Genomic DNA, 13,520 nt, shown 5'->3' with positions numbered 1-13,520 from the left:
TTCTAACTGATTGAAAACAGACGATTTATTTAATTCTCGCGACTGGCACGGTCACTGCAATTCCTCTGATGACGAGTTGTAACACCATTTTTCATGCCTGGAGCAGAACAACAATGAATAGATCCCCTGATGGGTTTTATCCCGCCGTTGAAGAGTCGAGCAGCGTTTCGGGCGTGTCCTGGGGCGCGATCTTCGCCGGTGCGGCGGCTGCCGCTGCACTGTCGATGATTCTGGTCCTGCTCGGTTTCGGTTTGGGTTTCTCTGCCGTTTCACCGTGGGCCGGAGAGGGCGTCAGCGCTAAGGGCCTGGGCATTTCAACGATAGTCTGGCTGGCGGCGACGCAAATCATCGCTTCCGGCATGGGTGGCTACATCGCCGGTCGCCTGCGGGTGAAGTGGGCGAACATGCACGGTGACGAGGTGTATTTCCGCGACACCGCGCACGGCTTCCTTGCCTGGTGTGTGGCTACGTTGGTTACCGCAGTGCTGGTGGTCGGTTCGGTCAGCAGCGTCATCAGTGGTGGTGTGCAGGCCGGTGCCAGTGTGGCTGGCGGTGCTGCCAGCGCGATGACCCAAGCGGCCGGCTCTGCTGCAGCGAACACCGACAGCAACCAGTACGGTTACTACATCGACAGCCTGTTCCGCGATGACCGTCCAGCTTCGGTCAGCGATGACGCCGCGCATGGCGCCGTGGCCCGTATCTTTGCGCAAAGTCTGGCCAATGGTCAGCTGAGCGCCGAAGACCGAACCTACCTGGCGCAACTGGTCGCCCAACGGACCAACCTGACTCAGGCCGATGCCGAGCGCCGCGTCGATGAGATCTACGCCCGCACTCAGAAAGCCCTGGCCGACGCCAAGCTGAAAGCTCAACAAGCCGCCGACACCGCCGCGAAAGTCGCTGCCTGGACTTCGCTGTGGATGTTCGTCTCGCTGTTGGCCGGTGCGTTCTTCGCCAGCCTCGCAGCCACCTTCGGCGGTCGCCGCCGCGATGCGGTCGAGTACGTTGAAGTCGACACCTACACCACGACCACTCCAGTCCGTTAAACAAGGAGCATCACCATGCGCTCACTTCTGCTGTTTTTCCTCGGCGTACCGATCCCGATCATCATCCTGATCGCCCTGTTCGTGCACTGATTGCTCCATTGAGGCCCATGCCTCGGCCGCTTTCACCTTTGGGTGGAAGCGGCTTTTTGCTTTCTGCGGGGGCAACGGCGAGAATCGCCGCCGGAAGTGGATTGGCCGCTTTACCTCTCTTTAAGGATGAACACGTTGGACAAGAAGGAAATCAAACGCCAGTTGGTTGAGATGCTCGAAGCCGGGCGCTCGAAAACCGAAACGTTCAAAGCGTTGTCGGGCGGTGCGGTCAAGGATCGCGTGTTGGCAGCCTGGATTGGGGGGCGTCCGGATCCGGCCCTCAGAGCAAAGCATTCACTCAAAGTCACCCTGCTGGTTGTGTTGACCTGCATTCAGGCATTGATCGGCGCCGTCTTCGGTTTCTTCCTGTTCTACGACGCAAGTGCCGGCCTGGCACTGACCATGCTGCTGATCGCGGGTGGCATTCCGTTGTTGTTTGCATGGGGCTTCTACAAGAACGTGGCGGCGGCTTACACCGTTTACGTCCTCCTCACCATCAGTCAGGTTTCACGCCTGTTCAAGGGCTATGAGGAAGATCCGCTGTCGACCGTGATTGCCGTCGGCATCACCCTGGCCATTGTGTTCTACGCCGCGTGGATCAAATCCCTGCTGTTCCCGGACCTGGGTTTCATTGGCGCGAAGAAGATCAAAGGGCAGTTCGTCTTCTCCAACTGATCGTTGGACAATCCAATCGTTTTCACTGGCCTGGATCAATATTCACTGCGGCGAGATCGCCTAACGTAAATGATCCCGGCCTTTGCTGAGGTATGAACTACAGTGCTTCACGCGCACCTTGTTGCGCTGACGGAGTACGCGTCGACGCCCCAATCACAGCCACAATAAACGCGTCGACACGCTGTAGTGCAGCAAGGAGCTGACACCACCTCAACCGAACTTTCACGGATGAACATCGCAATGCACTGCCAAGAAAGAACTTTCGATATCCAGCCGTTGGCGCAGGCGGATATGACCGTCCACATCAATGGCCAAGCGGTCAGCGCTGCTATCGGCGAAACCGTCCTCAGCGTTATCCAGTCCCTCGGCGTGCGTCAGATCGCGCGCAACGATCACGACCAGATTACCGGCGCCTATTGCGGCATGGGCGTTTGCCAGTGCTGTCTGGTGAAAATCAACGGCCGACACAAACGCCGTGCCTGCCAGACCGTGGTGCGTGACGGCATGCGCATCGAAACCCAGGTCAACCGCATCACCGAGCAGGAGGTGATCGTATGAACCTGCAACCGGTCATCGTCGGCGGCGGCCCGGCGGGGATGGCGGCGGCCATCGAACTGGCGCGCCACGGTGTGCGCTGCACCTTGCTCGAAGAAGCTTCGCGCCTCGGCGGCGTGGTCTATCGCGGGCCGCTGCGTGATGGCGTGCAACTGGATTATCTCGGCCCGCGTTACTCCGAAGCGCTGGGCAAACTGCACGGTGACTTTCAGGAGCAGGCCGGGCTGATCGACGTGCGCCTCAACCATCGCGTGGTCGGCGCCGAAGGCACCCGCGCGCTGGTGGTGCTCGATGGCGATGAGCAACTGCACGAGATCGAATATCCGCAATTGCTCCTCGCTGCCGGCTGCCATGAACGCAGCGTACCGTTTCCCGGGTGGACCTTGCCGGGGGTGATCATGCTTGGCGGTCTGCAATTGCAGATCAAAAGCGGTGTGGTCAAGCCGCAAGGGCCGGTAATCATCGCCGGCACCGGGCCGTTGCTGCCGCTGGTGGCGACGCAGTTGCACGCTTCGGGCGTCAGCGTCGCGGGCGTGTATGAGGCTTGCGCGTTCGGCAAGATTGCCCGCGAAAGTCTGGCGCTGCTGAACAAGCCGCAATTGTTCCTCGACGGTTTGAGCATGCTCGCCTACTTGAAATTGCACGGCATCCCGATGAACTACGGTTGGGGCGTGGTCGAGGCGCACGGCGAGGGCGAACTGAAGAGCGTCAGCGTCGCGCCGTACTCGGCTACCTGGGAACCGGACATGAGCCGCGTCGAGCGTTTCGAAGCCAAGACTCTTGCGGTCGGTTACGGCTTTATTCCGCGCACGCAACTGAGCCAGCAAATGGGCCTGGATCATGGTTTCAGCGACGACGGTTATCTGCGTGCCAACGCGAACGTCTGGCAGCAAAGCAACGAACCGCACGTGCATCTGGCCGGCGACATGGGCGGGATTCGCGGCGGTGAAGCAGCGATGCTCGCCGGCAAGATCGCGGCGACCTCGATTCTCCTGCAACGTGGTGTCCTCGAGGAGGAATTGGCGCGTGTGCGCCGCGACCGCTACTTGAGCAAACTCAAAGCCATCGTGCGTTTCCGCGCTGCCGTGGATCGCTACACCGAACGCGGCGTCGGCCAGACCGCATTGCCGGCCGCTGACACGGTGATCTGCCGTTGCGAACACGCCACCCGCGCCGACATCGACCTGGCGCTGGAGCAGGGCGTGCAAGACATCGCCAGCCTGAAAATGCGCACCCGCGTGAGCATGGGCGATTGCCAGGGGCGCATGTGTGTCGGCTATTGCAGCGACCGCTTGCGCCAGGCCACCGGCCGCAAGGACGTCGGTTGGCTGCGCCCGCGTTTCCCGATTGATCCGATTCCTTTTTCCGCGTTCCAGTCTGTCGGCACGGAGGCCGCTGCCCATGAGTAAGTTCTATGACGTGGTCATTGCCGGTGGCGGCGTGATCGGGGCGTCCTGCGCCTATCAATTGTCCAAGCGCAAAAACCTCAAGGTCGCGCTGATCGATGCCAAGCGCCCGGGCAACGCGACGCGCGCTTCGGCCGGCGGTTTGTGGGCGATCGGTGAGTCGGTCGGGCTCGGCTGCGGGGTGATTTTCTTCCGCATGATGTCGGCCAACCGCAAGCGCGAAACCCAGGGCGCGGCGGTGGCAGTGGACGCAAGCACGCCGCACATTCTGCCGGAGTCGTTTTTCGATTTTGCCCTGCAGTCCAACGCGCTGTACCCGGCGTTGCACCGAGAGCTGAAAGACAATCACGGCATGGATTTCAAGTTCGAAAAGACCGGGCTGAAATTCGTCATCTACGACGACGAAGACCGGCTCTACGCCGAGCACATCGTCGGCTGCATTCCGCATCTGGCCGACCAGGTGCGCTGGCTCGATCAGGCGGCGCTGCGCGAGTCGGAGCCGAGCGTCAGCCATGAAGCACGCGGGGCGCTGGAGTTTCTCTGCGATCACCAGGTCAGCCCGTTCCGCCTCGCCGACGCCTACATGGAAGGCGCGCGGCAGAACGGCGTCGACATCTTCGTCAACACCAACGTCACCGGCGTGTTGCATCACGGCAACCGCGTCACCGGTGTGCAAACGGCCGAGGAGGGCGTGCTCCACTGCAAGACGCTGATCAACGCCGGCGGCGCGTGGGCGGCGGACTTGAGCGAATGGGCGACGGGCATTCGCATCCCGGTAAAACCGGTGAAGGGCCAGATTCTGCTCACCGAGCGCATGCCGAAAATCCTCAACGGCTGCCTGACCACCAGCGACTGTTACGTGGCGCAGAAGGACAACGGCGAGATCCTGATCGGCAGCACCACCGAAGACAAAGGCTTCGACGTCACCACCACCTACCCGGAAATCGCCGGGCTGGTGCAGGGCGCAGTGCGTTGTCTGCCGGAGCTCAAGGACGTCAATCTGAAACGCACGTGGGCGGGTTTGCGTCCGGGTTCGCCGGATGAGTTGCCGATTCTCGGGCCGATGCGTGGGGTGGAAGGGTATTTGAATGCCTGCGGGCACTTCCGTACCGGGATTCTGACCTCGGCGATTACCGGTGTGTTGCTGGACAAACTGGTCAACGATGAACCGCTGCCGTTGGACATCACGCCGTTTCTGGCTGACCGGTTTGAGGTGGCGCCGGTCAAGCAAGTGCTGGAACTGGAACTGGTCTGACACCGATCCCCTGTAGGAGTGAGCCTGCTCGCGATAGCAATCTGTCAGTAATGAATAAGTCGACTGACACACCGCCATCGCGAGCAGGCTCACTCCTACAGGTTTTGTGCGGGGCTCAGGTTTGGCGGGATTCTTCTTCGAGTTGGTCCGATTCGAACAACCGCGCCAGTTCCGCCCGGGCTTCCTGGGCGGTTTGCAGGACTTTGGCGGCGTCGTCGTAGATCGCGTGTTGCGCCTCCAGCACCTGTTCATCGTGGTGCTTGAAGCGCTTGATCCGCGCATCGGCCTGAGCCTGGGTCAAACCGAGGCCGACCAAGGTGCGCCGGCTCATCTCCAGACTTGAGTAATACGTCTCACGAATCGCCTCCGCACCAACATCGACCAAGCGGTGCACGTGCTGACGGTTACGGGCCCGGGCGATGATCTTCATGTGCGGATACAGCTTGCGCACCACCTCAGCGGTCTTGATGTTGGTCTCCGGATCATCGGTGGCAATCACGAAATACTCCGCCTCGCCGACCTTGGCCGCGTTAAGAATTTCCGGGCGCATCGGATCACCATAAAACACCGGCACACCGCCAAAACTGCGCGACAGTTCGATGGTTTCCACCGAGGTGTCCAGTGCGACGAATTTGATGTTCTGCGCGCGCAGAATCCGCGCGACGATCTGGCCCATCCGGCCCATGCCGGCGATCACCACACGCGGCGTGTCAGTGTCGATCTCGCGGTATTTTTCCGGCACTTCCACCGGCTGCACTTTCGGGCTGACCAGCCGCGCGCAGAGCAACAGCAACAACGGCGTCACCGCCATCGACAGGGTGATGGTCAGCACCAGCAAGTCATACAGGCGCGGCTCAAACAGGCCCTGATCGCGACCGATCTTGAACACCACAAAAGCAAACTCACCACCGGCCGCCAAGACGATACCGAGGCGAATCGCACTGACCTTGTTCAAGCCACCGGCCAGACGCCCGACGACAAACAGCAGCGGCAATTTCAGACCGATCAACAACAGCGTCAGCCCCAACACCGTGATCGGCGCACTCAGCAGCAAACTCAAGTTGGCGCCCATGCCGACACTGATGAAAAACAGCCCGAGCAGCAGACCTTTGAACGGCTCGATCTGTGCTTCCAGCTCATGGCGATATTCCGAATCCGCCAACAGCAAACCGGCGAGAAACGCCCCCAGCGCCATCGACACACCGACCAGATCCATCAACCAGGCCGTGCCGATCACCACCAGCAACGCCGTGGCCGTCGACACTTCCGGCAAACCGGTTTTCGCCACCACGCGGAACACCGGACGCAGCAGATAACGCCCTCCGACCACGACCACGGCGATACCGCCGAGCACTTGCAAGGCGTGATTCAGGCCCTCGGCATTGCTGGTGTCCTGAGCACCACCGGCAAGCATCGGCACCAGCGCGATCAGCGGGATCGCGGCGATGTCCTGAAACAGCAGAATCGCAAACGCCAGTCGCCCGTGTGGGCTGGTCAATTCTTTGCGCTCGGCCAGACTTTGCAGACCGAATGCCGTCGAGGACAGCGCCAGGCCAAGGCCAAGCACGATCGCGCTGTTCAACGGTTGGCCAAATACCGACAACGCCAGTACGCCGATCACTGAAGCGGTCAGCAGCACCTGCGCCAGACCGACGCCGAACACCGATTTGCGCATCACCCACAAGCGTCGCGGCGACAGCTCAAGACCAATGATGAACAGCAGCAACACCACACCCAGTTCGGAAATGTGCGCGACGCTTTGCGGATTGCCGATCAGACCCAAAACCGACGGGCCGATGATCACCCCGGCGAACAGGTAACCGAGCACGGCACCCAGTTGCAGACGTTTGGCCAAAGGCACGGTGAGCACGGCCGCGAACAGAAACACGACGGCGGCTTGCAACAGATTGCCTTCATGGGGCATGGGGGGTTACTCCTGACAACGGTACGGCGGGGGTGACAAGGATAAGGGCTACAGCGACTTTTCATCCACCGAAGATCCCTGTGGGAGCGAGCCTGCTCGCGAATGCGGAGTGTCAGCCAGCATAGTTGTCACTGACAGAACGCATTCGCGAGCAGGCTCGCTCCCACAGGGATCTTGGTTTTAACCTGTAATAATTTGCATCAATTGGTTACATTCATAATCTCTGCGTATCAATCTCCCGAGTCCCGCCATGGCCATCAACTTCGACCTCAACGATCTGCAAGCCTTCCGCGCCGTGGTCGAGCAGGGCAGTTTCCGCAAGGCCGCCGACACCGTGCGCCTGTCGCAACCGGCGTTGAGCCGGCGCATCGAAAAGCTTGAAGACGCCCTCGGCGTCAAACTCTTCGAACGCACCACGCGCAAGGTCAGCCTGACCCAGGCCGGGCGCGGTTTCATGCCCAGCGTCGAGCGTTTGCTGGATGATCTCGACGTCGCGTTATTGGGCATCAGCGAAGTCGCATCGACCCGTTTGGGCCATGTCACTGTCGCCTGCGTGCCTTCGGCGGCGTACTACTTCATGCCTCGCGTGGTTGCGCGCTATCACCAGCAATTCCCACGGATCAAAGTCAAAGTGCTCGACTCCAGCGCGCACGATGTGTTGAGTGCGGTGGTCAATGGCGAGGCGGATTTTGGCTTGAGTTTTCTCGGCACGCAGGATGCCAAAGTCGAGTTCGAACCGCTTGTGCAGGAGTGCTACGTCGTCGCTTGTCGCCGCGATCATCCGTTGGCCGGGCGCAGCAGTGTGAGCTGGGACGAGTTCTATCAGCAGGATTACATCTCGCTGGACAAGACCTCCGGCAACCGCTTTCTGCTCGATCAGGCGTTGAGCAGCGTGGTGCCGCAGCGTTCGAGCATCTGCGAAACCCGGCATGTGACGACGATGATCGGTCTGGTGGAGGCGGGGTTGGGCGTGGCGGCGGTGCCGCTGATGGCGATGCCCGGGCCGGATCATCCGATCCTGACGCGGGTGCCGCTGACCGATCCGCAAGTGATGCGCAGTGTCGGCATCATCAAACGCCGGGGTCGTACGCTGACCCCGGCGGCACTGGAACTGGAGCGGCTGGTGATAGAAATGAAAGTCCAGCCGCCTACGATCAGCGCTTGACCGAATCCAGCCCGGTGGCTTGCACGTCAGCTTGTGCGGTCGGCGCGGCGAGGTAGGCGAGCAGGGCTTTGGCTTCTTCAGGATGCTGTGCGCCGACCGGAATCCCGGCAGCAAAACGCGTCACCGACTGCACCGATTCCGGAATCTTCGCGACGAAACTCACGCCCGGTACTGGCAGCAATTCGCTGACCTGCTGGAAGCCCAATTGATAGTCGCCGGTAGCAACCACCGAGCCGACCGGGACTTTCGGGATCATTTTGGCCTTCGGTTTCAGTTGCTCTTCAATCCCCAGTTTCTTGAACAACTGCTGCTCGATGTACACGCCGCTGGCGCTGTCGGAGTAGGCCACCGATTGTGCGTCGAGCAGGGTTTTCTTCAAGGCGTCGACGCTGCTGATGTCTGGTTTCGGCGCGCCTTCACGCACCACCAGGCCAATCCGCGAATCTGCCAGCTCAACGCGCGAGGCCGGGTCGACCTTGCCTTGTTTGATCAAGTCATCGAGGGCGTAGCCGACCATGATCACCACGTCGGCGTGTTCACCGCGGGCGAGGCGATTGGGGATCGCTTCGGGGGCTTTGCCCATCGACGGGCCGAGGCTGGTGGTCAGTGTGTTGCCGCTGGCGGCGGCGAATTTCGGCCCGAGAATCTTGTAGGCGGCAGTGAAGCCTCCGGAGGTCATCACGCTCAATTCTTCGGCCTGGGCCGCGAGGTTGAACGCGAGACCGGCGAGCAGGGCGGTGACAGTAAACAGTTTTTTCATGGCGAGTTTTCCTCAGGCCGCGACAGGTTGCAGACGACCACCGGCACGGCGGTACAGATAAAGAGTGGCGCACAAGGCACACAGCGCACCGATGCTCATCCAGTAACCCGGCGCGGCTTTGTCGCCGGTGTACTGAATCAGGAAGGTCGACATCGCCGGGGTGAAACCACCGAAAATGGCGGTGGCCAGGCTGTAGGCGAGGGAGAAACCGGCAACGCGAACCTCGACTGGCATGATCTCGGTCAGCGCCGGAATCATTGCGCCGTTGTACAAACCGTAGATAAACGACAGCCACAACAGCGACAGCAACATGTGGCTGAAGCTCGGCGCCTGCACCAGGTACGACAGCGCCGGATAAGTCGTGGCCAAGGCCAGCAGCGACATGGCGATCAGCACCGGGCGACGGCCGATACGGTCGGACAACAGGCCGCCAATCGGCAGCCAGAAGAAGTTCGACACCCCGACCAGCAAGGTCACCAACAGCGCGTCCGAAGTACTCAGATGCAGCACGGTTTTGCCGAAGGTCGGCGCGTACACGGTGATCAGGTAAAACGCGGTGGTGGTCAGCGCGACCATCAACATGCCGCCGAGTACCACGCCCCAGTTCTGGCCGAGGGTGCGGAACACTTCGCCCATGCTCGGGCGGTGTTTGCGTGCAGCGAACTCTTCGGTTTCGGCCAGGTTACGGCGCAGGAAAAAGATAAACGGCACGATCATGCAGCCGACGAAAAACGGAATCCGCCAGCCCCAATCGGCCACCACCTCCGGCGCCATCCACGCGTTCAAGGCGTAGCCCAAAGCAGCGGCGACAATGATTGCCACTTGCTGACTGGCCGACTGCCAAGCGGTGAAGAAACCTTTGCGGCCCGGCGTGGCGATCTCGGCGAGATACACCGACACGCCGCCCAGTTCCGCCCCGGCCGAGAAGCCTTGCAGCAAGCGTCCGATCAATACCAGCGCGGGGGCAAACAGGCCGATGCTTTCATAACCGGGCACCAGCACAATCAATATCGTGCCGCTGGCCATGATCGACAGCGTGACGATCAACCCTTTGCGCCGGCCGACATCATCGATGTACGCACCGAGCACGATGGCGCCCAGCGGACGCATCAGGAAGCCTGCGCCGAACACCGCAAAGGTCATCATCAGGGAGGCGAACTCACTGCTCGCCGGAAAGAACACTGCCGCGATCTGCGTGGCGTAGAAGCCGAACAGGAAGAAGTCGAACTGTTCGAGGAAGTTGCCCGAGGTCACCCGGAAAATGGCACCGGCCCGCGAGCCGTTGTGTGGGATTGAGGCTGTCATAGAAAAGTACTCCACCGCTTTTATGACGTGCGCGACGGGAGGGCGGCGCACGGTTTTTATTGAGGTGGATGGTGGCGCAGATGTAACAATCTGTTAATTGCATTGTTGGCATGGATTGATGTGCAAATTGGATCAATCCCTCTAAGCCGATACCGCAGACCATTGTGGGAGCGAGCCTGCTCGCGAAAGCGGTGGTCCAAGCAAAGAAGATGTCGAATGTACCAACCCCTTCGCGAGCAGGCTCGCTCCCACAGGTTTTGTCGCACCTGCAAACTCAGGACGTTGCAACTGCATGGTGAGCAGTGTCACGGGTGCTGTCAGCCATTTCGGCGTGTGCGGTAAGCAATGGTGGCAGCGGGCAGTCGAGCAAGTCCGCGACGGCGCGAAACAGTTCGGCTTCAGCCACGGTGATCACGCCATCGTGCATCACGCAGCGGGTCATGGCATCGAGCAATGCCGGACGTTCCTCTGGCATGAGATGGCGCAGGCGCTTGATCGCCGCTTCCAGCCCCACCAGATCTTCAAGTTCGGCGCGCATTTCTTCAGGCTGTTCGAACGCAAGACCTTGCCAGGCAAACTGAATGGCCTGCGACGCTGCCGATAGATTGTCCTGTCCGGCTCGGGCCATTGCGGTTAACAGTGCCATGAGTTCTTCGGCGCACTGGAACAGTCCGAATTTGAACTGCACCGGTGTCGCGCCTTCAACATTGCGCTCGACGATGCGCAACAGCGTCCACTCCAACAACTCTGTTTCGTTGTCCGCTTCGATCAGCAAATTCAGGTTGTGCTTGACCTTGGCGAAAGGCTTTTTGCCAAGCTCTCGCAGACTCGGGATGGCCAGATCCAGCAACGGCAGGCGCAGTCCGGGACTCAGCGACGACAGCGGCTCACGCAGCTGATTCAAATAGTCGAACACCGTGGCGTCGATTTCCGATCTGAGCAGCTCGACCTGTATGCCCAGCAGGGAGGTTGAACGCGACAGCAGCAGCCCATACACAACGGCCTGGGCGCCTTCAATATTGCGTGCTGCGCTTTTGAGCGTGTGCGGAATGTCATCCAGCACGCGGCGAGCTTCCAGCAGATGTTCTGGCTGCGGGGCGCCAATGGCCGCCACGGAGGTTTGAACCGCGTTCATGTCATAGAGCACCGACTTGGCCGCAGCGGGGATGCCGCCGAATGCATCGGGCACAGGCAGAGCGACCGAAGGTTGTGCATCTGCGGGCGGCGCCGCCACTTTGATGAAGCTGCCATCCCATTGCGCATCGACCCGACGGATCCGCTCATTCAAATCCGGATGGGAAGCCGTCGAGTCGGTGCTCGAGTAACCCGGTCCGAAATACAAATGGCTGTATTCCTCCGCGCGCGCGGAATTGATGCGTGCCCCCAGTTCATAACCGCCAATTTTCTTCAACGCACCGGCGATGCTTTGCGGGTTGCGGGTGTATTGCACCGCCGTTGCATCGGCGAGGAATTCACGCTGTCGACTGATTGCAGATTTGATCATATTGCCAAAAATCGTCCCCGCGATACCCACAAACAACAGCACAAAACCAATCAACATCGGTATCGCGACGAACTTGCTGCGCTGCAGCGGGGTTTTACCGACCTGCTCGGTGCCTTCCAGGATATAGCTGCCGGTCAACCCGAGAACCATGATCCCGTGGACGATGGCAATCAATCGGGTGTTGAGGCGCATGTCACCGTTATAGATATGACTGAACTCATGGGCGATCACCCCTTGCAGCTCTTCACGGGTCAGCACATTAATTGCGCCCTGAGTGACGCCGATGACGGCGTCCTGTGGCGTGAGTCCCGCCGCGAAGGCGTTGATGCCCAGATCGGGCAGCAAGTACACCGAGGGCACGGCGGTGCCGGAGGCGATGGCCATTTCTTCCACCACGTTCATCAATCGCTGCTCTTCCAGCGTTTGCGCGCTGTGGTTGATCACGCGTCCTTCGAGGCGCCGCGCAACCACTTTGCCGCCTTCTGACAACTCCAAGAGTTTGGACAGACTGCCCAGCAGCACGATGCCGACGACCACGGCTGACACGGTCATGACCAGTTGCCGGTCGAGTTCCAGATCCATCAGGACTTTACCGCTGCCATCCTCGACAGGAATGGTCATCAGCACACACGACACGGCGATCAGACTGAGCACCGCCATGAACATCAAGAAAATGAGGTACACGGTGCGGCGCTTGGCCCGGCGCTGTTGTTCAAAGAAATTCATGTTGCCATCCGTTGGCTGAGGGTCAGAACGAAACCTTTGGCGCTTCCTGAATGGCCGCGCTATCAGCGAACGTCAACGCCGAGGCATCGGCACCATGGCCGAATAGCGGGGCGAGCAGGGCTGCCGGGAAACTTTGCTTAAGCGTGTTGTAGGTCATCACTGCATCGTTGTAAGCCTGGCGGGCAAAACTGACTTTGTTTTCGGTGCTGCTCAGCTCTTCACTCAGTTGCTGCATGTTTTGCGACGCTTTGAGTTCCGGGTACGCTTCAACCGTTACATTCAACCGGCCCATGGCATTGCTCAGCGCGCTGTCGGCCTGGCCCAGTTGCGCGATGCTCTGGGCATTGCCCGGCTGCGCCTGAGCGGCCTGAAGACCGGCGACGGCGTTGTTGCGCGCGGCAATCACCGCTTCCAGGGTTTCGCGCTCGTGGGTCATATAACCCTTGGCGGTGGCCACCAGATTGGGTATCAGGTCATAGCGGCGCTTGAGTTGCACTTCGAGTTGCGCGAAGGCGTTTTTGATTTGATTGCGTCGAGCGACGAGGCTGTTGAAAAGGAAGATGGCATAGAGGGCGAGGAGGCCGCCAACGACCAAAAGGATGACGAGGGTGCTGTTCACGGTGATGTCCTTGTTCACACGGTGGAATGGGGCGCGGCATGTTAGCGCAAATGCAAAAAAACAAGGAATGATTCCCGAACCCGGTAGTCCGAGTTCAGGTAGCACACACCACAGGAGGTTCACCGATGAACAGCAAAACCCTAATCGCCAGCCTGGCCCTCGTCGCCGGCATTGCCGGGATCAGCCCACTTGTTCAAGCGGCGCAAACCTCAAATGAACAGGCCGTCCAATCCCCGACTAGCGACCGCGAATTGAAGGTTAACGACCGGGCGCCCGAAATGTATCAACGCAAGGACAAAGCACTGGAAAACTGGAAAGCCAAAGGTCTGAAAGCACCGATCGACCAGGCCCAGTGGGTGCAGATCAACGACAAGTACGTGATGGTGATGATCACCAACGGGACGATTGTCGAGATGAAACCGGTCGAGCGTTAAACCTCCGGCAATAATCAGCCATGGACGGTTGATTGCAATCGAGCGCCGTTCGGGTAAAA

General features: G+C 60.1%; 12 protein-coding genes. 7 read left to right on the top strand and 5 right to left on the bottom strand.

The window, feature by feature from the left end; all coding sequences use genetic code 11:
• The first annotated feature begins 113 nt into the window (after positions 1-113).
• From AC5SEM_RS14315 to hcnC, 5 genes are all read left to right on the top strand, one after another.
• Positions 114-1,043, top strand: a complete 930-nt coding sequence (locus AC5SEM_RS14315) for a hypothetical protein (RefSeq protein WP_150775062.1) — start codon at positions 114-116, stop codon at positions 1,041-1,043.
• Between the two features lie 225 nt (positions 1,044-1,268).
• Positions 1,269-1,808 (top strand): hypothetical protein, encoded by a 540-nt coding sequence (locus AC5SEM_RS14310; RefSeq protein ID WP_116030229.1) that lies wholly within the window; start codon positions 1,269-1,271, stop codon positions 1,806-1,808.
• Between the two features lie 240 nt (positions 1,809-2,048).
• Positions 2,049-2,366, top strand: a complete 318-nt coding sequence (gene hcnA, locus AC5SEM_RS14305; RefSeq protein ID WP_495473386.1) for a cyanide-forming glycine dehydrogenase subunit HcnA — start codon at positions 2,049-2,051, stop codon at positions 2,364-2,366.
• Entirely contained in the window at positions 2,363-3,772 is a 1,410-nt protein-coding gene (gene hcnB / locus AC5SEM_RS14300; protein WP_495473385.1) for a cyanide-forming glycine dehydrogenase subunit HcnB, read from the top strand. Before hcnA ends, hcnB begins: the two co-directional genes overlap by 4 nt.
• Positions 3,765-5,024: a cyanide-forming glycine dehydrogenase subunit HcnC gene (gene hcnC / locus AC5SEM_RS14295; RefSeq protein ID WP_495473384.1), complete on the top strand. Its 1,260-nt coding sequence runs from the start codon at positions 3,765-3,767 to the stop codon at positions 5,022-5,024. Before hcnB ends, hcnC begins: the two co-directional genes overlap by 8 nt.
• 115 nt (positions 5,025-5,139) lie before the next feature.
• Here hcnC and AC5SEM_RS14290 read toward each other — a convergent pair whose 3' ends face one another.
• Complete coding sequence (locus AC5SEM_RS14290) at positions 5,140-6,948, bottom strand: monovalent cation:proton antiporter-2 (CPA2) family protein (RefSeq protein ID WP_077573517.1); 1,809 nt, start codon at positions 6,946-6,948, stop codon at positions 5,140-5,142.
• A 250-nt stretch (positions 6,949-7,198) separates the two neighbouring features.
• Between AC5SEM_RS14290 and AC5SEM_RS14285 the strand changes: the two genes are divergently transcribed.
• Complete coding sequence (locus AC5SEM_RS14285; RefSeq protein ID WP_134176619.1) at positions 7,199-8,113, top strand: LysR family transcriptional regulator; 915 nt, start codon at positions 7,199-7,201, stop codon at positions 8,111-8,113.
• Here the strand turns inward: AC5SEM_RS14285 and AC5SEM_RS14280 are convergent.
• The 4 genes from AC5SEM_RS14280 to AC5SEM_RS14265 all read right to left on the bottom strand — a co-directional run bounded on the left by AC5SEM_RS14280 (position 8,103) and on the right by AC5SEM_RS14265 (position 13,027).
• Complete coding sequence (locus AC5SEM_RS14280) at positions 8,103-8,873, bottom strand: substrate-binding domain-containing protein (RefSeq protein ID WP_495473383.1); 771 nt, start codon at positions 8,871-8,873, stop codon at positions 8,103-8,105. The two genes, AC5SEM_RS14285 and AC5SEM_RS14280, sit on opposite strands and share 11 nt — an antisense overlap.
• Positions 8,874-8,885: 12 nt before the next feature.
• Positions 8,886-10,178, bottom strand: coding sequence for an MFS transporter (locus tag AC5SEM_RS14275; RefSeq protein ID WP_077573511.1), 1,293 nt, complete (start codon positions 10,176-10,178; stop codon positions 8,886-8,888).
• 274 nt (positions 10,179-10,452) lie between these two features.
• Positions 10,453-12,408 carry a M48 family metallopeptidase gene (locus tag AC5SEM_RS14270; RefSeq protein WP_495473382.1) on the bottom strand — a complete coding sequence of 652 codons (1,956 nt, stop codon included), beginning with the start codon at positions 12,406-12,408 and terminating at the stop codon, positions 10,453-10,455.
• Between the two features lie 22 nt (positions 12,409-12,430).
• Entirely contained in the window at positions 12,431-13,027 is a 597-nt protein-coding gene (locus AC5SEM_RS14265) for a LemA family protein (RefSeq protein ID WP_460371256.1), read from the bottom strand.
• Between the two features lie 125 nt (positions 13,028-13,152).
• On the opposite strand from AC5SEM_RS14265, the gene AC5SEM_RS14260 reads away from it, so the two are divergent.
• Positions 13,153-13,461, top strand: a complete 309-nt coding sequence (locus AC5SEM_RS14260; RefSeq protein ID WP_277758348.1) for an RcnB family protein — start codon at positions 13,153-13,155, stop codon at positions 13,459-13,461.
• The last annotated feature ends 59 nt before the right edge of the window (positions 13,462-13,520 follow it).

This window comes from Pseudomonas sp. CH61, from assembly GCF_059429415.1.
Note: the sequence above shows the minus strand (reverse complement) of the source record. Positions and strands in the feature narration are given on the sequence as shown.

Coding starts and splice junctions, on each gene's coding strand:
- AC5SEM_RS14290 (WP_077573517.1), bottom strand. CDS start 6,948: ATGCCCCATGAAGGCAATCTGTTGCAAGCCGCCGTCGTGTTTCTGTTC.
- AC5SEM_RS14270 (WP_495473382.1), bottom strand. CDS start 12,408: ATGAATTTCTTTGAACAACAGCGCCGGGCCAAGCGCCGCACCGTGTAC.
- AC5SEM_RS14315 (WP_150775062.1), top strand. CDS start 114: ATGAATAGATCCCCTGATGGGTTTTATCCCGCCGTTGAAGAGTCGAGC.
- AC5SEM_RS14275 (WP_077573511.1), bottom strand. CDS start 10,178: ATGACAGCCTCAATCCCACACAACGGCTCGCGGGCCGGTGCCATTTTC.
- hcnC (WP_495473384.1), top strand. CDS start 3,765: ATGAGTAAGTTCTATGACGTGGTCATTGCCGGTGGCGGCGTGATCGGG.
- AC5SEM_RS14285 (WP_134176619.1), top strand. CDS start 7,199: ATGGCCATCAACTTCGACCTCAACGATCTGCAAGCCTTCCGCGCCGTG.
- AC5SEM_RS14260 (WP_277758348.1), top strand. CDS start 13,153: ATGAACAGCAAAACCCTAATCGCCAGCCTGGCCCTCGTCGCCGGCATT.
- hcnB (WP_495473385.1), top strand. CDS start 2,363: ATGAACCTGCAACCGGTCATCGTCGGCGGCGGCCCGGCGGGGATGGCG.
- AC5SEM_RS14280 (WP_495473383.1), bottom strand. CDS start 8,873: ATGAAAAAACTGTTTACTGTCACCGCCCTGCTCGCCGGTCTCGCGTTC.
- hcnA (WP_495473386.1), top strand. CDS start 2,049: ATGCACTGCCAAGAAAGAACTTTCGATATCCAGCCGTTGGCGCAGGCG.